At 45.6% G+C, this 23,547-nt stretch carries 18 protein-coding genes; 3 read left to right on the top strand and 15 right to left on the bottom strand.

Annotated features, from left to right (window positions below):
• Positions 1–71: 71 nt before the first annotated feature.
• The 13 genes from KJS52_RS07555 to KJS52_RS07615 form a co-directional block, all read right to left on the bottom strand.
• Positions 72–1,073, bottom strand: coding sequence for a LacI family DNA-binding transcriptional regulator (locus tag KJS52_RS07555; RefSeq protein WP_213514133.1), 1,002 nt, complete (start codon positions 1,071–1,073; stop codon positions 72–74).
• A 465-nt stretch (positions 1,074–1,538) separates the two neighbouring features.
• Complete coding sequence (locus KJS52_RS07560; RefSeq protein ID WP_213514134.1) at positions 1,539–2,495, bottom strand: ABC transporter ATP-binding protein; 957 nt, start codon at positions 2,493–2,495, stop codon at positions 1,539–1,541.
• Positions 2,492–3,493, bottom strand: coding sequence for an ABC transporter ATP-binding protein (locus KJS52_RS07565; protein WP_213514135.1), 1,002 nt, complete (start codon positions 3,491–3,493; stop codon positions 2,492–2,494). Before KJS52_RS07565 ends, KJS52_RS07560 begins: the two co-directional genes overlap by 4 nt.
• A 33-nt stretch (positions 3,494–3,526) precedes the next feature.
• A complete protein-coding gene (locus KJS52_RS07570; protein WP_213514136.1) occupies positions 3,527–4,477 on the bottom strand; it encodes an ABC transporter permease in 951 nt (316 codons plus the stop codon).
• Between the two features lie 3 nt (positions 4,478–4,480).
• Positions 4,481–5,413 (bottom strand): ABC transporter permease, encoded by a 933-nt coding sequence (locus tag KJS52_RS07575; protein ID WP_213514137.1) that lies wholly within the window; start codon positions 5,411–5,413, stop codon positions 4,481–4,483.
• Positions 5,414–5,540: 127 nt separating this feature from the next.
• A complete protein-coding gene (locus tag KJS52_RS07580) occupies positions 5,541–7,217 on the bottom strand; it encodes a peptide ABC transporter substrate-binding protein (protein WP_213514138.1) in 1,677 nt (558 codons plus the stop codon).
• A 541-nt stretch (positions 7,218–7,758) separates the two neighbouring features.
• Positions 7,759–9,639, bottom strand: coding sequence for a molecular chaperone HtpG (htpG, locus tag KJS52_RS07585; protein WP_213514139.1), 1,881 nt, complete (start codon positions 9,637–9,639; stop codon positions 7,759–7,761).
• Between the two features lie 192 nt (positions 9,640–9,831).
• The gene (locus KJS52_RS07590) at positions 9,832–11,007 is read right to left on the bottom strand and encodes a sn-glycerol-1-phosphate dehydrogenase (protein ID WP_246563284.1); all 1,176 of its coding nucleotides are present in this window, start codon (positions 11,005–11,007) and stop codon (positions 9,832–9,834) included.
• 146 nt (positions 11,008–11,153) lie between these two features.
• The gene (locus tag KJS52_RS07595; RefSeq protein WP_213514140.1) at positions 11,154–14,243 is read right to left on the bottom strand and encodes a FecR family protein; all 3,090 of its coding nucleotides are present in this window, start codon (positions 14,241–14,243) and stop codon (positions 11,154–11,156) included.
• Between the two features lie 25 nt (positions 14,244–14,268).
• Positions 14,269–15,837, bottom strand: a complete 1,569-nt coding sequence (locus tag KJS52_RS07600) for a stalk domain-containing protein (protein WP_213514141.1) — start codon at positions 15,835–15,837, stop codon at positions 14,269–14,271.
• A 95-nt stretch (positions 15,838–15,932) separates the two neighbouring features.
• Positions 15,933–17,765 carry a CHASE2 domain-containing protein gene (locus KJS52_RS07605; protein WP_306433575.1) on the bottom strand — a complete coding sequence of 611 codons (1,833 nt, stop codon included), beginning with the start codon at positions 17,763–17,765 and terminating at the stop codon, positions 15,933–15,935.
• 206 nt (positions 17,766–17,971) lie between these two features.
• Complete coding sequence (locus tag KJS52_RS07610; RefSeq protein WP_213514143.1) at positions 17,972–18,349, bottom strand: RidA family protein; 378 nt, start codon at positions 18,347–18,349, stop codon at positions 17,972–17,974.
• Between the two features lie 89 nt (positions 18,350–18,438).
• Positions 18,439–18,888 (bottom strand): GNAT family N-acetyltransferase, encoded by a 450-nt coding sequence (locus KJS52_RS07615; RefSeq protein WP_213514144.1) that lies wholly within the window; start codon positions 18,886–18,888, stop codon positions 18,439–18,441.
• Between the two features lie 431 nt (positions 18,889–19,319).
• On the opposite strand from KJS52_RS07615, the gene KJS52_RS07620 reads away from it, so the two are divergent.
• Both KJS52_RS07620 and KJS52_RS07625 read left to right on the top strand, forming a co-directional pair.
• Positions 19,320–19,844, top strand: coding sequence for a ribonuclease domain-containing protein (locus KJS52_RS07620; protein ID WP_213514145.1), 525 nt, complete (start codon positions 19,320–19,322; stop codon positions 19,842–19,844).
• Positions 19,844–20,119: a barstar family protein gene (locus KJS52_RS07625; protein WP_213514146.1), complete on the top strand. Its 276-nt coding sequence runs from the start codon at positions 19,844–19,846 to the stop codon at positions 20,117–20,119. The genes KJS52_RS07620 and KJS52_RS07625 overlap by 1 nt, the downstream gene beginning before the upstream one ends.
• A gap of 128 nt (positions 20,120–20,247) precedes the next feature.
• On the opposite strand, the gene KJS52_RS07630 is transcribed toward KJS52_RS07625, so the two are convergent.
• Complete coding sequence (locus KJS52_RS07630; RefSeq protein WP_213514147.1) at positions 20,248–21,225, bottom strand: phosphotransferase family protein; 978 nt, start codon at positions 21,223–21,225, stop codon at positions 20,248–20,250.
• 203 nt (positions 21,226–21,428) lie between these two features.
• Between KJS52_RS07630 and KJS52_RS07635 the strand changes: the two genes are divergently transcribed.
• On the top strand, positions 21,429–22,226 hold the full coding sequence (locus KJS52_RS07635; protein WP_213514148.1) for a GNAT family N-acetyltransferase: 798 nt from the start codon (positions 21,429–21,431) through the stop codon (positions 22,224–22,226).
• Between the two features lie 429 nt (positions 22,227–22,655).
• Here KJS52_RS07635 and KJS52_RS07640 read toward each other — a convergent pair whose 3' ends face one another.
• Positions 22,656–23,546 carry a TetR/AcrR family transcriptional regulator gene (locus tag KJS52_RS07640; RefSeq protein ID WP_213514149.1) on the bottom strand — a complete coding sequence of 297 codons (891 nt, stop codon included), beginning with the start codon at positions 23,544–23,546 and terminating at the stop codon, positions 22,656–22,658.
• Position 23,547: the final 1 nt, after the last annotated feature.

Raw genomic sequence — 23,547 nt, forward strand, 5'->3', positions numbered from 1 at the left:
CAGAAAGTCAGTGAAAACTGACACTCTGAACAACTCCTATTGTGGTGCTACAGCTACAGCTCGTTGCCTCGTTATAGCTTTGCACATGATTCACGCTCGATCAACTCTGTTTTTAAACTGATATTTACCTCTGATATATTTTTGTTTGTAATTAATTCAGTCAAAACTTTTACGATGATCGAACTTATATCGTATTTAAACCTGCGCACGGTTGTTAATGGTGGAATCATATATTCAGACAGCTTCAAATCATCGAAGCCAATTAAGGAAACATCATAAGGAATACGAATGTTCATCTCCGCTAATCCTTTCATCGCCCCATAAGCGATGATATCATTAAACGTAAAAATCGCGGTAATGGACGACTCTTTGCTCATCAATTGCTTTACTGATTCATATCCATGCGATGGATCAAAAGCGCCCATCAGAACATTGCTATCCATCCAGGGCAATTTCAAATCTCGAAATGCGTCTTTGCATCCGTCCAGTCGGTTTACATTGACAAGATGATTTTTAGGACCTGCAATAATCCCGATTTTGCGATGCCCCAAGCCATGCAAATATGTAATCACCTCATAAGCGCCTTTCCGATTATCGTAATCGATATAATTATGGCCGTATTTATACGTTCTTCCGTTTGTAAGCAGGTACGGAATTTTAGCACTCTCCAGCTCATCAAACAGCTTATCATTCACAACAGGATCAAAAAAGATCGCTGCATCCACCTTTTCCTCATTCAACAGCTTATACGCCGGAGAAGACTGCAAGTCCGGATAATGCTTCACGATCTGAATCTGATGACCGTATGCTTCAAATTCTTCCTTCAAGTGATTCAAATCGGCAGAAGTAGATGGATCATTATCAAAAAAGTCATTATTGCCAGGAACAATTACGACTATATTATAGGAAATGCCTGCCAGCTTGGAGGGAGTAATACCCGGTTTTAAATATTCATGAGCAATATCCAACACCTTTCGCCGCGTTTCCTCGCTGAAATTGCCCTGATTATTTATAATCCTGGACACCGTACTTATCGAAACATTTGCCTTTTTTGCAATTTCCTTAAGCTTCACTTCCCCCACCCTCCAATCCTTGCGAAAATTTTTGCACAAAAAAAGTATATCGTTTATTAGCATAGCGAGTCAATAGACATGGAGGGCGGAGTACTGAAATGCAAGCCACAAAGCAAACTCCCATAAAAGAGATGACGCTGCGTTGAATTACGATCAAGCTACATAGAAACTCCCACTAAAACAACAGCAGCACCACCCGCAGCCTATAACGACCCCCATTCCGCAGGAATGTTCGAGTCAATAGGCGAGGATGGTGCTGCGCTGAATTACGAGCGAGCTACAGAGATACTCCCGCAAAAACTACCCAGCACATACCTACAAATATCCGCTCCAGCGGAGCCTCTCCATGCGCTATAAGCGCCGCCATTCCAAAAGAATGTTCAAGCGTTAGCGCACGGAGAGGCGGAGCGCTGAATGTTCAAGCGTTAGCGCATGGAGAGGCGGAGCGCTGAATTAAAAATTTTCTTATGCATAATGGCAAGAAGCGAAGTGACCTTTACTGACTTCAAGCAATTTCGGTTCATCAGTCTTGCATTTGTCCGTCGCTATCGGGCAACGGGTGTGAAATTGGCAGCCGCTTGGCGGATCGATCGGGCTGGGCATGTCTCCTTTCAGTACGATCCGTTCGCGCGTTGCTTCCACTTCCGGATCTGGTATCGGAATTGCGGACATCAACGCCTGCGTATACGGATGACGTGGGGTGTCATACAACTCACTGCTTTCTGCCAGCTCTACGATCTTGCCCAAGTACATCACCACAACGCGGTCGCTGATATGCTTGACCATGGACAAATCATGCGCGATAAACAGATAAGTTAGCCCCATCTTGCGCTGCAATTCTTGCATCAAATTCACAATTTGCGCTTGAATGGAAACGTCTAGCGCCGAAATTGGCTCGTCGGCGATAATAAACTTCGGATCGACCGCAAGCGCACGTGCAATTCCAATCCGCTGTCGCTGACCACCAGAGAATTCATGCGGATAACGCGTCGCATGCTCGGAATTCAGATTGACAAGGTCTAGTAACCCTTCCACCTTGCGCTTACGCTCGGCGCGACTGCTCACCAACCTGTGAATATCGAGCGCCTCGCCGATAATATCGGTCACCGTCATGCGCGGATTAAGCGATGCATATGGATCTTGGAAGATCATCTGCATATTGCGGCGCAGTTCCTTCATCCCGGAACCGCGAAGCTTGTAGATATCTTTGCCGTCGAATGTTACACTGCCGCTTGTTGGTTCGTAAAGACGCATAATGGTACGTCCTGCCGTTGACTTGCCGCAACCGGATTCTCCCACAACGCCAACCGTCTCGCCACGACCAATTGAGAAGCTGATTTCATTGACCGCTTTCAACGTTTTTCCGCCGCCTATGTTAAAAAACTTGCGCAGATCCCTCACTTCCACTAATGGAGAGCTCATACCGGCACCTCCCTGTTCGCACACGGATGCAACATCCAACAAGCAGCTCTGTGAGAGTCGCTTCCCTTGATCGCATACAGATTCGGATCGTTGTTCACGCATACTTTCATCGCTTCATCGCAGCGCGCGCAGAAGCTGCAGCCTTCTGGCGGCTTGATCAAATCCGGTGGCGTACCCAGAATAGGGATAAGAGCTTCATCCTTCTTCTGATCCAGACGCGGCAAAGAACGAAGCAGGCCACGCGTATATGGATGCTGTGGATTTTGAAATATTTCCCACTTCGTTCCTGTCTCGACAATACGCCCTGCATACATTACGATAATACGGTCGCATACATCCGCCACAACGCCCAAGTCATGAGTGATTAGAATAATCGACGTATTCATCTTCTGCTGCAGCTCTTTCATCACGCGCATAATTTGAGCTTGAATCGTTACATCCAACGCCGTTGTTGGTTCATCCGCAATTAATAATGAAGGATTGCATGCCAAAGCAATCGCAATCATCACCCGCTGGCGCATACCGCCGGAAAATTGATGCGGATATTGTTTAAGTCGTGTGCTCGAATTCGGAATACCGACCAAATCCAACATTTCGATCGCTCTGGCTTTCGCTTTATCCGAGCCCATGTTCTCATGTTTGATCAGACCTTCCATAATTTGCGAGCCCACTGTCAAAGTAGGGTTTAATGATGTCATAGGGTCCTGGAATATCATGCCGATTTTGTTGCCGCGCACCTTCTGCATTTCTTTTTCTGAAAGCGATAGCAACTCTTGTCCTTCAAACTTGATAGAGCCGCCTTTGAATCGACTGGGCGGAGACGGATTCAAGCGCATAATGGATTGGGCTGTCACACTTTTGCCGGAACCAGACTCGCCAACGATGGCAACAGCTTCTCCTTTGTTCACTTCAAAGCTGATATCACGAATGGCCTGCACTTCACCGCCATAAACGTCGAACGATACGCTTAAGTTTTTCACTTCCAGCAAAGACTCCATTGGTTATGACCTCCTTTCTGCTTGAGTACATCGTTATTTTCTGAGCTTCGGATCGAACGCGTCGCGAAGACCGTCCCCGAAAACGTTAAATGCAAATATTACTATACTCAAGAAAATCGCCGGGAAGAACAACCGCCATGGATAGTAGAAGAGACCTCCAACTCCATCGTTAATCATCGTTCCCCAAGAAGCGACGGGAGACTGCACACCAAGACCAAGGAAACTCAGGAAAGCTTCGGTAAATATCGCGTTCGGTATTGTCAACGTCAATGTAACCAAGATCGGTCCCATCGCATTTGGAATGAGATGGCGGAAAATAATACGCATCTCACCTGCGCCGAGTGCCTTGGAAGCAAGCGCATATTCCTGATTTTTGAGCTGCATAACCTGCCCCCGCACGATCCATGCCATATTGACCCAGCCCGTAATGGACATAGCAATAATAATGGTGGTCAGGCTTGGTTCCATCACTACAAGCAATAAGATAACAACAAGCAGGTAAGGAATCGAATATAAAATTTCGGCGAAACGATTCATTACTTCGTCAATCTTGCCGCCATAATATCCCATGATGCCGCCATAGATGATACCAATCACCAAGTCGATCAGTGCGGCTGCAACACCAACGAACAAGGAAATACGAGCCCCCATCCATACTCTCTCGAACATATCTCGACCCAAATCGTCCGTTCCAAACCAATGCTTGGCATCAGGTGGCTTATTGGTATTCGTCAGATTGTTGGTATAGTGGTCGAAAGGCCAAATAAATGGCATGAAGATAGCAAGCAGAACCATCACTATAATAAGAAAGAAGCCGAACATTGCCAGCTTGTTGCTTGTTAGCCTCATGCGTATATCCTGCCAGGCAGTCAAGCTGGCACGGCTAACAGTATCCACACGTACATCGTCCCGGTCAAGCTTCTCGAAAAGATCGGGCGTTAGCTCATCCGAGCGCATCTTACTAAGTTCATGTGTACTGGACATTGATTATTTCCCCACCTTTCCACCGGAGCGCATACGCGGATCCACTAGCACGTAAGCGACATCCGCCAGGAATCGGGTTAGCATCAGTATTGCGGCATAAAAAATGGTAATCCCCATGATCAATGGATAATCTCGATCTATGATACTGGTAACAAAGTGCTTCCCGATACCCGGAATCGCAAAAATGTTCTCAACAACAACAGATCCCGTAATAATGCCTGCGGTCAAATAACCCAAGTAGGTGACAACCGGCAGCATCGAGTTTCGAAAGGCGTGCTTTACCACAATTACATAACCAGAAAGTCCTTTGGATTTGGCAGTTTTAATAAAATCAGAGCCCAACACTTCGATCATTGTCGATCTTAGCAGCCTGGCGATAAAAGCGATAGGTCCGGAGGCTAGTGCAATAGTAGGCAATACATAGTCAAGCGGACCATCGAGGCCGGCAACATTGAACCAACCGAGCTTCGTGCCCAAAAAATATTGCATCGTTGGAGCGAGCACGATACTTGGTATAGCTAATCCGATTACAGCAATTGTCATTGCGAGGTTATCCAGTAATTTGCGATGATGCATGGCAGCAAGTATGCCGAGAATACATCCAACTACTACGGAAGTAATAAGTGCGGTAATTCCCAATCTTAGCGACGGTCCGAACGATTCTGCAATCATCTTGTCGACGGATCGAAACTTCATCTTCATAGAGATCCCCAAATCCCCATGCAACAAATTTTCCAAGTATTTACCATATTGCACGATTAAGGGCTTATCCAGACCGTAGTAGGCTTCAAGGTTTTTTTGAACGGCTTCGCTTGTTGCTTTCTCCCCTTGTAGCGGACTTCCAGGAATGGCATTCATAAGAAAAAACGTTGCCGTTATAAGCAGAAACATAGAAAGCAGCATGAAAAGAAATTTGCCTGAAATAAACCGAAGCACATGAACCCCCACTCTCTAACGATCTTTAGTCACATCCCAAAATTTCAGAAGGGCATATTTAGCGTAACTATATATGCCCTTCTGGAACTTGTTTCACCAAGTTGTTAGAAGCTCAGCGGTCCTGCTCTTATTGTTTGCTACCGTGCACCCAGTCCAGGTGTCCGGCATAGTCGGATACAACACCAGTGAACCCGTCTTTGAGCATCGTTACAGTTGTGTAGTAGAAAAGCGGCAATGCAGCCATGTCTTCTTCTATAGCAATTCTTTCGGCTTCCGCCATCATTTGTATACTTTTGTCAGAAGTTTCTGCAACCAGGGAGTTGTTCAGAAGCTCATCCACCTTCGGGTTATTGTATCTTCCGTCGTTATTGCCGGATTTCGAATGGATCAAGTCATACGTAAAGTTGATCGGGTGGTTGATATCCGCGCCCCAGCCGGAACGTGCGATATCGAATTGCCCCGCTTTTCTTGTCTCCAGGAACGTGCCCCACTCCTGATTAGCCAACTTCACTTCTACGCCAAGCGCCTTGCGCCACATATCGACAATCGCTTCGGCCAACTTCTTATGGTTATCGTCTGTATTGTAAAGCAGCGTAATTTCCGGCAATTCACTCAAACCTTCTTCAGCCAATCCTTCAGCAAGAAGCTTCTTGGCTTCTTCGACATTGTCCGTGAAATAATTGTCCGGATACGCTTCACGGAAATCTTGTCCTCCAGGAACAGAGATGCTTGGTGGCACCATTCCGTACGCCGGTTGTTGATTCGCTTGCGCAACATTATCTACCAGAGATTGACGATCAATAGCCATAGCGAACGCTTTACGAACCTTTACGTTATTGAATGGCGGTTTTTCATTGTTAAACAGGTAGTAATAAAGCGATGCGACCGGTGTTACTTCAGCTTTGCCGTCCTTAATCAACTGCTGTGTCAGGTCGGCAGGCAAACTTCCTGCTTGAGCACCAATCCAGTCGATTTTGTCCGTTTCGAACATTTGGTAAACCGTGTTGTTGTCTACCACAATGGAAATTGTGACTTTGTCGAAGGAGATGGCATCCTTGTTAAAGTAATTCGGATTTTTCTCCAACACCAACTTGTCCCCATGCGCCCAACTCGTCAGAATAAAAGGACCGTTGGATACGATGCTCTTCGCTTCAGACGCCCAATCAGGCGCCGCTTCCACGGTTGCCTGATGAACCGGCAAATAAGTGTAATGGGCAATAAGGCTTGTGAAGTACGGTGCAGGAGCGTATAGTTTGACTTCCAACGTGTAGTCATCTTTAGCTTTAACGCCTACTTCATCTGCAGTAGCTTCACCATTATTGTATTTCTCGCCATTCTCCAAGTAGTACAACATGTATGCATATTCAGAAGCCGTTTCAGGGTTCAAAGCACGTTTCCAAGCATATTCGAAATCATGCGCGGTTACGCTGTCGCCATTACTCCACTTTACGTCGTTACGAAGTTTGATTGTGTACGTCTTTCCGTCTTCAGAGACTGTAATATCTTGGGCAATCGCGTTTTCTGGTTCGCCTTTCGTGTTCAGACGAGTCAGACCTTCATACAGACCCGCAGCCACGATGCTGGACTGCGCGTCCGTCATTAAGGCAGGGTCCAAGCTTGGCGGGTTGCTTCCAAGCGTGAAACGGAATTCTTGCGGAGCTTTTGTTTCTTCATTGCTTGCATTTGTGTTTCCTTCGTTCGCGGTTGGCTTGTCTCCGTTGTTTGTACAAGCTGAGAGTAACATACTGATGGCGATGACAAGAATAGACAAGAACTTCGCAGACTGTTTGAACTTCCCTTTCATACACATCATCTCCTATATATATCATTTTGTTAAAACCGATACTATCGACATAAACTAAATTAGTCATGTTATGAAAACTAACATAAGGAAAATATACATCTTTAGTTTTAGTATTGTCAACATACAATCACCAAATTTTTTCCACTTCATTGCGTATAATGCACTTCATCTCCATAATAAGTTTCATTTAATGTACATCAACTCCCATGTTTGTTATAATTGATTAAAAATTTCGAAAATTCAAAATTGTAAGATAAATAATTGTGTAATAAAAATTAACATGGACAATTTCCCTTTATTGTATAAAATATACATCTTCAATTTACAAATTGTCAATATAAAATCACCAAAATCTTTCCATTTTTATCGTACATAACGTGCTTCACCAATTGAGCAGACGGGCTGTTGAAATTGACCAAAATACGCAAGCGAATCATTTTCCAGAATGTCGACATGCGTGGTGCACGCAAAAAGCCCGTTGCTCTAATCCTGTTAGCAACGGGCGTTAAACTATATTTCAACTATATGTTTATGCTTAAACTTATACCATTACTTTGCAAATATTGTTGCTCAGCTCAACCGGATCCTCGATTGATAGACCTTCAATTAGCAATGCCTGGCTGTACAGCAGCTGAGTGTACAGCTCAAACTTCTCTTTGTCCTGCTCAAACGCAGCTTTAAGCGAGTTGTAAACGTCATGATTCACATTAATCTCAAGCACTTTATCTGCCTGGATGCCGTTTGCATCTGGCATAGCCTTCAAAATTTTCTCCATTTCTATGGAAAGCTCTCCTTCAGCTGACAAGCAAACCGGATGGCTTTTCAGGCGTTTGGACGCCTTAACGGTTTTAACCTTGCCTTGCAGCAGCTCGCCCATGCGCTGGAACAGCTCTTTTGCTTCCTCTGTTTCAGCTTCAGCTTGATCTCCCGCTTCATCAACGTCAAAGCCCAAATCACCGCTGGCAACGTTGCGGAATTCATTTTCCTTGTAATTTGCGATTACTTTAATGGCAAATTCATCGATATCATCTGTCAGGTACAGCACCTCATAGCCTTTGTCGAGCACCACCTCAAGCTGAGGTGATTTTTCAATGCGAGCTACTGATTCGCCAGTCGCATAGTAAATATATTTTTGCTCCTCAGGCATGCGCTCTACATATTCTGTCAAGCTGACAAGCTTTTTCTCTTTGGAAGAGGTGAAAATAAGCAGATCCTGCAGATCGCCTTTATTCATGCCGTAATCATTATAGACGCCAAACTTCAATTGACGACCGAATGCAGCAAAGAACTTCTCATATGCTTCGCGCTCATCCTTCAGCATGGATTGGAGCATAGATTTAATTTTGTTTTTAATATTTTTCGCAATCAGCTTAAGCTGGCGGTCATGCTGCAGCAATTCGCGGGAAATATTTAGCGACAAATCCTCGGAATCGACCATCCCTTTAACAAAGCTGAAGTAATCAGGCAGCAAATCGCCGCACTTCTCCATAATGAGCACGCCATTGGAGTACAGCTCCAGCCCTTTTTCAAATTCCTTCGTATAGTAATCAAACGGCGCATTTTCCGGAATGAACAGAATCGCGTTATAAACAACCGCACCGTCAGCACTAATATGCACATGCTTTAACGGCTTGTCGAAGCCATAGCGCTTATCCATATAAAACTGCTCATAGTCCTCATCCTTCAGCTCGCTTTTGTTGCGACGCCAGATCGGCACCATGCTGTTCAGCACTTGCTCCTCGGTAACTTCCTCAAATTCGCCCTCCGCATCCTCTTTCGGCTTCTGCGTAGTCATATCCATTTTAATCGGATAGCGAATGAAGTCAGAATACTTTTTAACAATCGCTTTTAAGCGGTAAGGCTCCAAAAACTCATCGTACTGCTCTTCTTCCGAATTTTCTTTAATATGCATAACGATTTCAGTGCCGACAGTCTCTTTTTCCGCAGGCTCAATTGTATAACCGTCTGCACCTGCCGAAATCCAGCGGTAGGCTTCATCGCTGCCCAGAGCACGCGAGGTGACAACGAGCTTATCTGCAACCATAAAAGCAGAATAGAAGCCCACGCCAAACTGCCCAATAATGTTATGTCCATCTTGAGCTTCAACTTCTTTTTTAAATGCTAGTGAGCCGCTCTTGGCGATTACGCCCAGATTATTGTCAAGCTCATCCTTCGTCATACCGATACCTGTATCAGTAATAGTAAGGGTACGAGCGGATTTATCTACTGCAATTTTAATATAGTAGTCCTCTTTATTGAATACCAAGCGATCGTCGGTTAAAGCTTTATAGTAAATTTTATCAATCGCATCACTTGCGTTAGATAGAAGCTCCCGCAGAAATATTTCTTTTTGCGTATAGATGGAGTTAATCATCATTTCCAGCAGTCGCTTCGACTCAGCTTTAAATTGCTTTTTAGCCATAGTTGATTATCTTCTCCTTTCAATCACCATTACTTTTATTTTTGTTAGCACTCACTAACCAAGAGTGCTAATCTCTATAAGATATATACCATATTTTGAAATTCATTGTCAATCATGATACCCGCCGCAAGTCAATGAAATACGGCGTTTGAGCAATTCTACAAATCTATTAGACATCGAACAACACAAGCTTTACATCGTTGTGTTAAATGCATGCAGCAGCGTGTACCGCTCCGGACGTACATGGTGAGCACTGCGAAGCGCTTCTTCCGCGAGCTCCTGAGAGATTCCGAGCTCGGTTACCGTTGTAGCGCCGCCAACCTTGCCTAGCATCTCCTTTAATGCCACTGCGCTGGGCATCTCAGCTACCAGCTCTTTAATTTGCTGCCAATTTTCGCGTACTGAGTCTCGTACTCCTTGCCGCAAGCCAAAATCCTCTGCTGCAAGCCTGTGATAAAGCTCGGCGATGAGAATACAGCTTACGCCAACCTTGGCACCGTGCAGCAGCTGCTTGCGCCCTTGCTTGATGAAGGACATTTCCCAATAGTGGGATACATGATGCTCTGCACCTGACGCAGGATGAGATTTGCCGAAAATAAGCATCGCAATGCCTGACTCGATTAGTCCGCTCATTAAATAGGCAATCCCTTCCTGATCTCCTGCTTCAATGAGCGAAGCCGCATGCACACATTTATGAAGCGCTTGCTTTGTAATCGTATAAGCTTGCTCCATATAAGGCTCCGCATTCGTCAAACAGCCAAATTTCCAGTCAAACAGCGACGTGTATTTGCCAAGTATGTCTCCAAAGCCAGCCGCAATCAGCCTGCGCGGAGCTGCTTGCAATATATGCAAGTCGGCAAAAACAGCATTGGGGCCAATCGATACAATTGTCTTTTTCTCGCCTCGAACGATAATCGGAGCTCCCTTGGAATTAAAGCCATCAACTGACGGCGCTGTTGGCACAGATATAAAAGGCAGCTCAAATAGATAGCCTACCATTCTAGTAATATCGTGCAGTGTTCCGCTGCCAACTGCGACAAGCACCTCCGGTTTATGCTGCTTGGCTGCTAAAGACAGCTCTATGAGCGACTGCTCGTCGGCCACCACATCATCAACAATGTTAGGTGTAATAAAAACAGTATGCAGACTTTGGGCATCGCGCTTTAGCTCGCCTTCTAATTGCTGGCCAGCTACCTTGTATGTATGTTCATCAACGACTAGCATAATACGCTGAAAGTGCTGCAGCACGTATGGAGCCACCAGCTGCAAAGCGCCTGCTTCTATTACAATTTTATCCATGCCGATGCTCGCCTGCACTTCCGGCTCCAATCCTTTCATGATCGCGTCAATATCTGCTGTATAGCTCATCAGCTTCACTCCTAAATGAATATATTTATTTTAACTGCTTGCAAGTTGACAAAAGGAGGCCGCTGCCCAAAGCAACTTGCACATTGGACGTGACCTCCTTTTATTATAGCCCTAGTTATGACCTGCGTCATGCTAATCAGCAATTATTATGCGCCGCCAAAAACATAACCTCTAACTAAATAAACCTTCTCTTCCATTGCCTCGGAATCCCATAATGTAAGTCGATACAATACATCCCCATATGAATCGAGCAAAATCAAATGATTGCCGTCCATATCTGGCGTGATCTCGATCCATTCTCCTTCAGCATTATATTCGAGTCGTACGATTGGAGCGGAAACAGGCTGCACGTATAAATAATATGGCAGAGTCCAAGCAAAAACATCACCAAGATTCAGTTCACGGAAATACTCCCCGCTTTGGTCCTCACTGCTGGAATACGGCTGCTCCCAATATTCGCTTAGCTCCGACTCAACGTGTCCTACATAAAAACGGACAGGCATATTCGTTTGATCCGGGGTAATGTTCAATTGCAAATAGAATGTCGCATTGCCATATTCCGGATGCTCCATGTCAACGATGAGATCGAGCGTCCAATATTCTGGATACACAAACCAGGAATAACGGCCTTCTTCTCCCCAAATTGACTCGCCATTAATGGAGATATTCTTAATCGAATATTCCCCGGAGGATGACTCGAAATAAAGCTCAGAATCCGCCAAGACTTCGATTGGCTCTTCTACAACCAACGTATAGTGATCGAGATCATGACTGTAGCTAATCGGTACAGCATTCATACCATTAGTCAGCAAAATGCTGATTGGATTATAAATCGTTTCCCAGCTCGGCTCTACATACGATGCATTGCCTTGCAGTACAAATTGCGTTGTGCCATACAGCTCATGGCTCATCACGATCGTCGCTGTAAACTCCAGAGATTCCATCGGCATTAGCCAACTATAATTTCCTTGCTCCTGCGATAATGGCTCGCCATTGACCTCTACATAGGTAATCGTTAGGTCTTCTGCTGCTGGCTTGAATACGATGGACAAGCCTGCTGTTCCATCAATCGATTCGTCCAGCATAAAGCTTCTATCTGCGCTTTCCCCGCTATAGCTCAACGCTACATCTCCGTTTGACTGCTGCTGCTCCACAATAAATGGTACAGCTACATCATCCCAGCTTGGCGGCACTTCATACAATGCACTGCCCTGCAGCTCGAATAGCGCTGAGCCATACAGCTCATGACTCATCTCTAACAATACGGTAAACTCTTGCGATTGCATTGGCATTAGCCAATAGTAATTTCCTTGCTCCTGTGATAATGACTGTCCATTAACGGCCACAGACGTAATCGTAATGTCTTCTGCTGCTGGCTTGAATACGATGTACAAGCCCGCTGTTCCATCAATCGATTCATCCAGCATAAAGCTTCTATCTGCGCTTTCCCCGCTATAGCTCAACACTACATCTCCGTTTGACTGCTGCTGCTCCACAATAAATGGTACAGCTACATCATCCCAGCTCGGTATCGGCGTTGCGGTCGGTGTTGCCGTCGGCGCTAACGTCGGCGTTGGTGTTGCCGTTGGCGTTAACGTTGGCATCGGTGTTGCCGTTGGCGTTAACGTTGGCATCGGTGTTGCCGTTGGCGTTAACGTCGGCGTTGGTGTTGCCGTCGGCGTTAACGTCGGCGTTGGTGTTGCCGTCGGCGTTAACGTCGGTTTCGGTGTTGCCGTCGGCGATAATGTCGGCGTTGGTGTTGCCGTCGGCGTTAACGTCGGCGTCGGTGTTGCCGTTGGCGTTAACGTCGGTTTCGGTGTTGCCGTCGGCGCTAATGTCGGCATTGGTGTTGCCGTCGGCGTTAACGTCGGTTTCGGTGTTGCCGTCGGTTTCGGTGTTGCCGTCGGCGCTAACGTCGGCGTTGGTGTTGCCGTCGGCGCTAATGTCGGTTTCGGTGTTGCCGTCGGCGCTAACGTCGGCGTTGGTGTTGCCGTCGGCGTTAAAGTTGGCGTTGGTCTTGGTGTTGGTACAACAGTTGGTGCCGGAGTATAGGTGCCTCCTCCGATTAGACGATCACGATCCTGTATAAATTTATTTTTGTCTGCCTCGTTCAGCGAATCCAAATACTTTTCCAAAGCCTGCTGCTCACGCTTTTTCTTTTCGTCCTCTAGCGCTTGCTTTTGCTGCTCACGCAGTCTTTCCAGCTCTGCTTTTTTATCTCCCAATTTATTGGATTGCTCTATTTGCTCAAGCATTTGCTGAGTTTTTCGGTTTAACATAAAGTCATAGTTGTTGTTCGGGTCAACTCCAACAAGTTTATCAATCGGATCGACCGCAGCAGTGCTGAACAACTCTTTCATTTTGGCATCCATCTCATTTTGCGATATAAGCTGTTTGTCCAGTGCTGCTCTCAGAATGGCCGACGCTACTCTTTCAATATTGGTTTGCAAAACATCATCCTGCAGCAAGCCTGATAAATTAGGAGCTGAATCATTTCCACTATAGCCTTCACGAATTTTTTCAAGCATTTGCTCGTTTTCCTGCTGAATTGCTTTTAAGTTTTCAAGCACTGCCTGCATTGTTTGCGGCGAGGTGAGCTGAAGAATTTGCTCCAGCGACTGGTTGGACATTAATCCAATCATTTCGCCATCATCCGGACTTGTAAAAAAGATTTGTGCCGGAAAAATCTGTTGAATGCCGGAGTAGTTATCCTCCCTTGATTGAAGATCTACAACGCCAGCAAACATCCCAAGCACAGACTTTCCATTGTTTGGATCTATCCCGATGAAGAAGTTTGTACCGCGCACGCCCATTATCGCTGTCGGAGTTTCTAGTTGAAAATCATCTGAGCTGTTCGAAATCGACTTCACATCGACCCAGGCTTTGCCGCTTTTCATTTTTACTTTTGTAACAGTGCCATCTTTGTTGGAAAGCTTGCTGAAGGTTACTTCGGTGTTGCTTTCGAGAACTAATGTATCATCGGTCGAGCTTCCGTTGGAAAATTTCAGCTCGACGCTGCTTTTATCGCCAGTGGAGACAATATCGCCTTCATTAAGGCTCATATTTTTAAATCCTTTAAGCGTCTTCTTGCCGCCTGACTTTTGGACCTCAACTGTGCCTTCCAGCTTGGAAATGATCGCAACCCGTGAGGTCGAAGCTTCTGCCAAGCCTGCATTGGCGGTTAGTGCAACAAATGCGAATAACAGCGTGAAAGCCAGCACCAGATTCCTTTTCATCTCGTCTGCTCCTCCTTCTTAAATTTTATTCTGTAAATACTGCCGAGCGAACAACGACATGCTTGCTGCTGGCATCCCATTGCACATCAAAGCCAAGCTGCTCCGTAACAAAGCGTACTGGAATGAGCAGGCGATTCTGATATGTTATGCTGACAGCCTCCAGTGCCTTATCGCCATCTGCAGTCTGCTTTACAATGTTATGATCCTCCTCAGAAAACCTGTAGGAAAGCCCCTCATTAATTACGAGGCTTACCTGTCCATTCGCCTGATTGTAGCTCACAGCATAACCAAGCTTATCCGCCAATGCCCGCAAAGGCACATAGGTACGGCCATTGAACATTTGTGGGGCAACATCCGTTTGTAGCAGCTCTCCTTCAATAATGACATGAATGAGACCATCTTCTTCATGCACTGGCGCCTTATAGCGCTGGATGATGCGTATTTTATTGTTGTTTGCATCTGCAACCGCAAGCGAGCCATCGCTGAGCTCGATTACATCGCTCGGCTCGTTAAGCATTGCTGCTGACAGAATGCCATCCGCCTTGCCATGCTCTGCGCCTTGACCAGCAAGCGTGTAAACATTGCCGTCCGCCAGCATCCGAATCGCATGGTTATTGCGGTCAGCGATGAGCAGGGAGCCGTCTGCGGCAACTGTAATCCCCATCGGGCTGGAAAATCTCGCTTCTCCTGCTGCTCCGTCCTGATAAGCTCCTTCTACATATAAAGAGTCTTTCGCGTACTCGCCGCCTCCTGCAACTGTCGTTACCGTTTGCGCAGCAAAATCAATATAGCGAATGCGCTGATTGCCTGTGTCGCTCACATACAAATTGCCGTTTCGATCAACGGCCAATCCTGAAGGCTCGTTGAATAGCGCTTCGGACAGCTTGCCGTCCTTGTAGCCTCCAGAATCCGCAACCATGCCTGGGTAAAACTCGACAACACGCTCAGGGCGCATGTTCAGCGTCGTTACCTTACCAGCCTGATCTATTTTGCGAATCGTATGATTGAGCGTGTCAGCAACATAAATGTTGCCCTGCTGATCTATCGCAACGTCAGACGGATAAAAGAACCGCGCATCCTGCTTGCTGCCATCCAAATCTCCAGGCAAGCCGCTGCCAGCAATCGTTTTTACCTCTCCAGCTGCCGTAATCTGGCGAATGCTGTGGTTGTTGCTGTCAGCAACATAAATATTGCCTGCCGCGTCTTGAGCAAGACCGCCGGGCTCATTATAAAACGCTGTGTCCAGTCTGCCATCGTGATAGGCTCCGATTGGATTGCCTTGATCGTCAAAGTCAAGAATAAGTCCGCTGTAGGTCGTTAGCTGATCGTCCTCCAGCATTCTCAAGCGATGATTATCCGTATCGCTAATTAATAAACCTCCATGATCCAGCTCAATAATAGATGTAGGCTTAAAGAGACTTGCTGTTTTTACTGAACCATCATTGAAGCCAGGCTGAAACTGACCCGCCAAGGTTCGCAGCTCGTAGAGCTCTTTCTTGCCATACACTTGTTGGTTGGCTGCCGCTGAAAACGGCATTAGCATGCATGCACTGCATGTTGCAAGCGCAATAGCTAGACGTATTCCTTTCCTCACCTTGTCACCATCTCCCTATCTTGCCCGGCATTTTGCCAGCTTTGCTATGCCAGGCTAAATTTATATTAAAGTGTTTGAAACCGCTTTTCAGTAATCTAGCTCTCAGTTTCATCGTTTTTCTGTATTTGCTTCGGCGCCAGCAGCTCATAGATTTGAATGGGGTGCGATTTTCCTTTAAACAGCTTCGCTTCTCCCTTGCTATAGTCAAAATAGTGCGACGTTGCCTCGTAAATATCCTCAGATACGAGAATTTGTCCTGCGGTCGTGCCCGATTCAATGCGCGAGGCGATATTTACGCTGTCGCCAATCGCCGTATAATCCATGCGCAAATAAGAGCCGATGTTTCCGATTACGACATTGCCGGTATGGATGCCGATGCCGATAGCGACCTCAACGCCGTACTTTTCCAATAGCTGCTCACGAATCGGCTTCATATTTTGCTGAATATGGTAAGCGGTCAGCACAGCCATCCGCTCATGCTCCTCCACATCCAGCGGCGCATTGAACAAAATCATCGCCGCGTCGCCAATGAATTTGTCGATCGTTCCATTAAATTGCAGCGCTGTATTTGTAATCATCGTAAATTTCGTATTCAAAATATCAACAACCTCGGCAGGAGAAAGCTTTTCGGATAATGATGTAAAGCCGCGAATATCGAGAAATAAAATGGTAATACGCTTCGAAATGCCGCCAAGCTGTATATCAATTCCTTGATCAACGATGCTTTTAACCAGATGAGGCGAGATATAACGGCCAAATTGTCGAGTTACAAAGTTTTTTTGCTGCTGCTCTTTATACGATTTAAGAGAAACATTAAAGATATATACAATTAAAATAGCGCCGATCAAATAGACAACGCCAAGCTGATAGTTGTATTGCTTGAACAGCCAATATTGCAGCGCATAAAGCGAAACAATCGCTAGCACCGCTACAATAAATGTATATTGGTTTTTAAAGCGCCATGGCAGCCAGGCAAATATAATCGCGGCCGCGATAATGAGCAGAACCTCAAGCCAATTGGGAGCAAAGATGATGGCGGTTCCTTCAAGCAGCTGATTGGCGATGTTGGCATGCACATAAACGAGCTTGGAGTCGCGCTCAAGCGGGGTAGGTCCTGAGTCTTGACCGCTTTCGCCAGAAAGCCCCGCTGCGGTTACGCCAATAAATACAATCGCATCCTGGAAGGTTTCAGGCGGAATTTCTCCGTACAGCACGTCTACAAATGAGATCGTTAAAAAATCATCGGTGACAAGGTTGTAATCAATGGTCATCGTATTTTTGGCTAGCTCATCGCTCGTTTTTTTACGATCGGTCCAATTGTCATAGCGCGACAAATCTGCTCCTGTCATCTCGACAGCTTTATAAGCAAGAGACGGGATAACTTTTCCGTCAGGCGCTTGCAGCTTAAGCCAGGCTTGACGGATGACTCCATCGTGGCTAACTACCCGGTTAATATGGGCGTTTTCAGTATGCTGGGAAAATAAATCGTAGGCGTAGGATATTGCATAGGCTTGCAAATACTGTTCTCTGCTTACCGCAGTAGTGCGAAAAACATCACCCGTTGTGATGCCCACAGCAGGCAATATAATATTCGAATAGGAGGCTAGTGCTTCGGCGAAAATGTGATCGCTGTCCTCGTTGCTCGGATCAGCAAACACGATATCGAACGCAATCGCTTTAGGTTCAAAATCAGGCTCGTTGATAATAGCCAGCAGCGAAGCATAAATCGAGCGGTCCCACGGGAACATGCCAAGCTCACTTATAGAACGGTCATCAATGGCGATAACGACAATATGAGGGTCGGGATCATGACTCGCAGTTTGCTTCATATTATGGTCTATCATTATCGACTCTAGCTTTTGGAAGGTATGTAGGGAATAGCTGAGTAGTAAGACAAGCACAATTAATAAATTGACGATCATAAACATGGTGCGGATGGAAGCTTTCAAAATACCCCCACTCTCTAATCATTTATTTGGTAGCTTCTATACCATTATTAAACCTATCATTTTTCTCGTCAATAGAAAGCTGGTCAACTTGATTGAATTAAATGAGGATGAAACAAAAAAGAGACAATTATCGCCTAAATTCAAGCCATAATTGTCTCATATTGTCATTGCTGCTTGCTCAGATGCTAGCTTAGTTGCACGATGACTTCGATTTCTACAAGCGCATCCTTTGGCAGTCTTGCCACTTCAACGGCGCTGCGGGCCGGATACGGCTGTGCAAAAAAGCTGGCGTACACCTCGTTAACCGTTGCAAAATCGTTCATATCCTTAAGAAACACAGTTGTTTTCACAATATCATTCATCGTTGCCCCAGCAGCCTCTACAATCGCCTTCACATTTTCCAGAGATTGCTTCGCTTGCTCAGCCACTGTTGCAGGAAATTGCCCCGTTGCAGGATCAATTCCCAGCTGACCGGAAGTAAATAATAGATTGCCTGCTTGCACGGCCTGTGAGTAAGGGCCAATTGCTTGCGGCGCTTGCTCCGTATGTATCGGTTTCTTCATGCTACATTACCTGCCTATTCATTTATATTATCGTTGCTTTAAAACTATTATAGCTTATTTTTGAACGGACGAAAAATAAGCTGCAGCACTTAATTGAGATGAAGCGACATTTGAATATGAGGAATTCCATCCTCGATATAAGGCTCGGACTCAACTTGAAAGCCGACCTTCTCATAAAAGCGGGTTAACCGCTGCTGCGCAGAAATCGTAATATGCTGACCGCCCCAATGCTCGGCAATAAATGCCACCCCTCTGCGCACCAGCTGCTCGCCATAGCCTGTTCCGCGAAGCTGCAGATCGATAATCACTCTGCCGATGGAATAACTATCGTAGCTGACACCTCGGTCAAGCATTCGCAAATAACCAAGCAGCTGATTCTGCTCATCTCGAAGCTGTAAATGGTAGGCGTCTAAATCCTTATTGTCGCAATCGGAATAAATACTTTCCTGCTCAACGACAAACACTTCTGTTCGCAGCTTAATAATCTCATAAACCTCAATATTAGTTAGCTCATTAAAATGCTTAATACTCCATTTCATGCTGACTGCCTCCTTCTGCTTAAATCAGCGATACTACCGTCAGCGGCAGTGCCTGCCTGCATTGACTTCCTTCTCAATCATACAATGCCTATACCACTTGAACAATCCTCGTATTCTACTAGCGCACACTCTTCCTGGTCCTGCACTCAAAAAAGCTACAGCGGAGGATGCTTTGCTCCGTAGCGCTGAACCTCCACCATCAATCGAAGCAACGCATACAAAGAAAAAGCACCAGCGGAGGAGCAAAGCATCCGTAAAACGAAGTGAGTCGCCTTTAACATCGTAATGCGACCTTCAACATTCCAATAAGGAGGCATTACGATTTAAAAAGCGACTGAAGGATGCTTTGCTCCGCAGCGCTGAATAGAGCTTTGCTTTGCATGCAAGCATCGCTTATACTATTGACTAAAAGTGTACTCGGGAGTGGAACAATGAACTTATTATTCTCCAAATTCAAAAGATTTACTAGCGTAGCGCTAATCGCTCTGCTTGCCTTGCTTATCGGCGTTATAACGGGCTGCGGCAATTTGCTGAACGATCCTGCAGCTACTAACAACAGCACAAGCACAATCAACCACCAATCGGCCGGTCAAACAGAAAGCAAGGCTGACGATGCTCCTTTAACCTCATTTGAAGAGGTCGCGGCCTATATTCGCGAGCATGGCAAGCTGCCGGACAATTTTATTACTAAGAAGGAAGCGCAAGCATTAGGCTGGGTTGCAGCAGAAGGCAATTTGCATGAGGTTGCACCTGGGAAAAGCATCGGCGGAGATCGTTTTGGCAATCGAGAAGGGCTGCTGCCTGACAAAAAAGGGCGTATATGGTATGAGGCCGATATTAACTACAACGGCGGACGCCGCAACGCTGATCGAATTGTATTTTCCAATGATGGCTTAATCTATATGACTACGGATCACTATAAAAGCTTTACTGATATAACGGAGGCGACGAAATAATGGCTCATACCGTTACATTACTGCAATCTCAGCTTGCCCAATATCCGTCCGTGCATCACTGGCTGGCTGATCAGCTACAATTGCCTGAGCATTACGGCCATAATCTTGATGCATTATGGGACTGTTTAACCGGCTATGTCAGCTTGCCGCTGCATATTGAGTGGCAGCAAGATTGCGATGATCATACCGACTATTCCAAATTCATTCAGCTGTTCGAGGAGGCTGCCGCAGAGGTAGACGGCCTGTCCTTCCGCTACATTACAACGCAGCAATAATTGCACAGCTTCGCACTCATCAGCAATCAAATGTAAAGCATCCTTGCTCACCTGAAGGCTCAGGTCCTATTCAGGTGAAGGCAGGATGCTTTTTATTTTTACATATAGCAACGCATATTGCGCTGCTCTTATTCAGCAAGCTTGATTTGTTGCAGGAACGATGCAATGCCTTGCTCGATATTCGATTTTGCCCATGACAAATGCCGTTCATCTGTATAGCCGCGATAATGGCATTCCACATACATAATGAGATCGAGACATAGCTTGTAATATAATACCCGCTTCTGCTCATTCGGCGACAGCTGCTCATACTTTCCATAGCCTTGAACAAAGCTTGCCGCGTCAAGCGTTGTATTGCTAAAGTAATGCTCCATCAGCGGATCGGCCCATAATGCGCGTTCAAAATCGATTATGCCCGTAATTTTGCCATCCTTCACAAACAGATTGCCATCCCATAGATCCCAATGTATTAATGAAGGCGTTGTCACATCACTCATACAAACGCTGTGGCTGTACAATATATCTCTTAGCTCTTGATAAGCAATCGGCAACGACAAGCCTGCCTCCTCTCCATCATCCAGCACGCTATTCAGCAGAATGAGAAACACTTCCCGCCAGCTCATCGTTTCATCCATAGGAGCGCAGTATGGACCAAAGCCTGTGCCTTTAATATCATGCATCAATCGAGCATAACGTCCCAGTTCACTTTCAACTGAACTGCGTTCTTGCTCAGTCATGCTTTCCTTCAATTTATTATAGGGCGCGCCCTCCAGCTTCTCCATAATAAAAAATTCGCCATCGAGCAAAGTGCGAGAACGGTCGAACGCGATCACCTTCGGTACAGGAATTTGATCTACCTGACTCAGCAAGTATAATACCTCGACCTCTGTCTTCATTAATTCATACTCGTAACGCATTAATTGCGTGGATGTCGGGGGAGAAACCTTCATAATATAGCTTGCCCCATCCTCCATGCTCAACTCATAAGCGCTATTGGCCCAGCCATCAGGCAGCTCTTGAATCTTTACCGCCTTGCATCCATATACGATATGTAGAGCATGGTTAATTTGTTGTTCAGACAGCTTTTGTTTATTAAGTCCATACATGCAGCAAGCACTCCCTTCGTCTTATGATACCTATTGTATCGACAAAACCTGTAAAAATTCTGAATAATGCATCGTATGATGCTTTTTTACATAAGCCCTTGCTTCTCAATTTATACATTCAGCATGCATTATTTCGCGCACACTTGAATATTTATACAATATAATGTATCATTATACATGTTGTTGACAAGGAGGGAATCATGATGTCATTGCCGTTAAAACAATTAGAAGAGCTGAGCCTGACGCATTGGCCAGCTTTAAATACAGAATTTATGGATGGCTGGAAGCTTCGTATGGCTAACGGCTACACAAAGCGCGCCAACTGCATTAGCACACTAAAAAGCACAAGCAAGCAGCTGCATGTTAATATTGCGAGCTGCGAGCAAATATACAACTCAGTTAAGCAGCCTACTATATTCAAAGTTACGCCTTTTTCGGAGCCGCAGCTTGATGAAACATTGGAAAAGCTCGATTATACGATGCTGGACCCTTCGTTAATGCTGACGCTTGATCTAAAGCAGCTTCCGCATACGGAGCCGAAGGTAAAGCTAAATGAAACCGATAAACTTGAGCTTTCGCTTCAGGAGCATATTTCTTTACGCTGGCTCGAGCAATATTGTGAGCATAGCGGCGTTGATCCTCAGTACATTCCTACGATGATTGATATGATCGCTGCTATGCCCGGACAAGTGCTGCTTGCAAGCAGTTTGTTGAATGGTGAAACTGTTGCACTAGCTATGGCGGTTATTGATCAAGGCGTCGTTGGCATATACGATGTCATTACCGCGGCACCATATCGCAACCTCGGTCTATGCAGTCATTTGCTATGGCATGTACTGCAGCAGTGCAAGAAGCAGGTCAGCCTCAGCTATTTAGCTGTGCTGGAGTCCAATACAGCGGCTCTAAGCGTATACAGCAAGCTGGGGTATAAGGAAGCCTATCACTACTGGTACCGCATTAAACCACAGCTCGACTTTGATGACGATGTAACTTCTTTGTAGTATAGTCGACGGCGAATATGTCACGCTACCGAGTAGATTATGCTTCCGATGTATGTTTTCTGCGAAAACATTGAAGGTGCTCACGTAGCTTTTTGCCTACGCTGCGCTCCTCGCCCTCTAGTATCGTGCCATCTTCTTGGTCCTGAAAGCCGAGCTTTTCAATTAGCTTTGATGACGATGTAATTTCTCTGTAGTATAGTCGACGGCGAATATGTCACGCTACCGAGTAGATTATGCTTCCGATGTATGTTTTCTGCGAAAACATTGAAGGTGCTCACGTAGGTCTATCTACGCTGCGCTCCTCGCCCTCTAGTATCGTGCCATCTTCTTGGTCCTGAAAGTCGAGCTGTTGAATGGGCACTTAGCATTCATAAAATAAACAAAGGCTGCTTGGAAGGTCAGTTTTCACTGGCTTTCTAAGCAGCCTTTTTATTTATTGGGCTTTGTCTGTTGATTCAAGTACAACCATGTCGTACCCATAATATTTTTAGCCTCCGCATACAGCCTTGTGCCGCGGAATGAATCGAGAAACGGCGAAAGCAGCGCATTAATAATGCTGTATCTTAACTCCTCTTTTTCCAGCTCCTGCTTCAACCCTTCTGCCAGCTCAAGCTGAACCTTGGTCAGCTGCGAATGCCTAATAATTTCATCCAACAGCTCAAGCACTTCTTCACGCTTTACTTGCTCATGCTCGAAATTGGACTTGAAAAATACGATTCGTTCAGGGTCTAAAATAGCGGTCCCTTCATGAATCAAGCTATTGATAATTAGCCGCATGTAGTGGAATACTGACTTTACAATCTGCTCAGTCGTAGTGCTGCGCTGGTTCGTTAGCTTTGCTGCAAAATGCAAATGCTGCTGGATGCCAAAATAAATAACAGCCGCTTCTAGTGCATGCGGCGACAGATCGTCTCCGAATACTTCAACAAAGCGTCCTGCAAGCCATTCAATTTCTTGCAGCCGATAATTCATAACAACCTTTTTTAATTCTTTATCTCCAGAATGCATAATCTCTTCAAATAAACCACTTATGCCCTGCTGTTCATTTGCTCTTGTAAACATGCAAATTTGTTGAATTAAAATATGCAGGTCCTTCGGGTTATTTTTTAACAGCAGCTCGAGCCTGCTGACGGTAATTTCATAGTACGATTGCTCTAAAATAGCGGATATGCATTCATCTTTCGAGGAAAAGTAATTGTAGAATGTTCCTTTGGAAATGCCGGAACGCTCTATAATATCTTGAATTGAGGTTTGTTGAATCCCTTTTTCCAGGAAAAGCGCCTTTGCGTGATCAACGACAATTTTTTTTCGCTTGTTCATT

The sequence above is a fragment of the Paenibacillus montaniterrae genome, from assembly GCF_018403185.1.
In the GTDB taxonomy this organism is placed as follows: domain Bacteria; phylum Bacillota; class Bacilli; order Paenibacillales; family Paenibacillaceae; genus Pristimantibacillus; species Pristimantibacillus montaniterrae.

Excerpts from the sequence above, each read along its gene's own strand:
- KJS52_RS07560 (WP_213514134.1), bottom strand. The coding sequence starts at position 2,495 with ATGAGCTCTCCATTAGTGGAAGTGAGGGATCTGCGCAAGTTTTTTAAC.
- KJS52_RS07565 (WP_213514135.1), bottom strand. The coding sequence starts at position 3,493 with ATGGAGTCTTTGCTGGAAGTGAAAAACTTAAGCGTATCGTTCGACGTT.
- KJS52_RS07570 (WP_213514136.1), bottom strand. The coding sequence starts at position 4,477 with ATGTCCAGTACACATGAACTTAGTAAGATGCGCTCGGATGAGCTAACG.
- KJS52_RS07580 (WP_213514138.1), bottom strand. The coding sequence starts at position 7,217 with ATGAAAGGGAAGTTCAAACAGTCTGCGAAGTTCTTGTCTATTCTTGTC.
- htpG (WP_213514139.1), bottom strand. The coding sequence starts at position 9,639 with ATGGCTAAAAAGCAATTTAAAGCTGAGTCGAAGCGACTGCTGGAAATG.
- KJS52_RS07590 (WP_246563284.1), bottom strand. The coding sequence starts at position 11,007 with ATGAGCTATACAGCAGATATTGACGCGATCATGAAAGGATTGGAGCCG.
- KJS52_RS07595 (WP_213514140.1), bottom strand. The coding sequence starts at position 14,243 with ATGAAAAGGAATCTGGTGCTGGCTTTCACGCTGTTATTCGCATTTGTT.
- KJS52_RS07605 (WP_306433575.1), bottom strand. The coding sequence starts at position 17,765 with ATGTTTATGATCGTCAATTTATTAATTGTGCTTGTCTTACTACTCAGC.
- KJS52_RS07610 (WP_213514143.1), bottom strand. The coding sequence starts at position 18,349 with ATGAAGAAACCGATACATACGGAGCAAGCGCCGCAAGCAATTGGCCCT.
- KJS52_RS07615 (WP_213514144.1), bottom strand. The coding sequence starts at position 18,888 with ATGAAATGGAGTATTAAGCATTTTAATGAGCTAACTAATATTGAGGTT.
- KJS52_RS07620 (WP_213514145.1), top strand. The coding sequence starts at position 19,320 with ATGAACTTATTATTCTCCAAATTCAAAAGATTTACTAGCGTAGCGCTA.
- KJS52_RS07625 (WP_213514146.1), top strand. The coding sequence starts at position 19,844 with ATGGCTCATACCGTTACATTACTGCAATCTCAGCTTGCCCAATATCCG.
- KJS52_RS07630 (WP_213514147.1), bottom strand. The coding sequence starts at position 21,225 with ATGTATGGACTTAATAAACAAAAGCTGTCTGAACAACAAATTAACCAT.
- KJS52_RS07635 (WP_213514148.1), top strand. The coding sequence starts at position 21,429 with ATGTCATTGCCGTTAAAACAATTAGAAGAGCTGAGCCTGACGCATTGG.
- KJS52_RS07640 (WP_213514149.1), bottom strand. The coding sequence starts at position 23,546 with ATGAACAAGCGAAAAAAAATTGTCGTTGATCACGCAAAGGCGCTTTTC.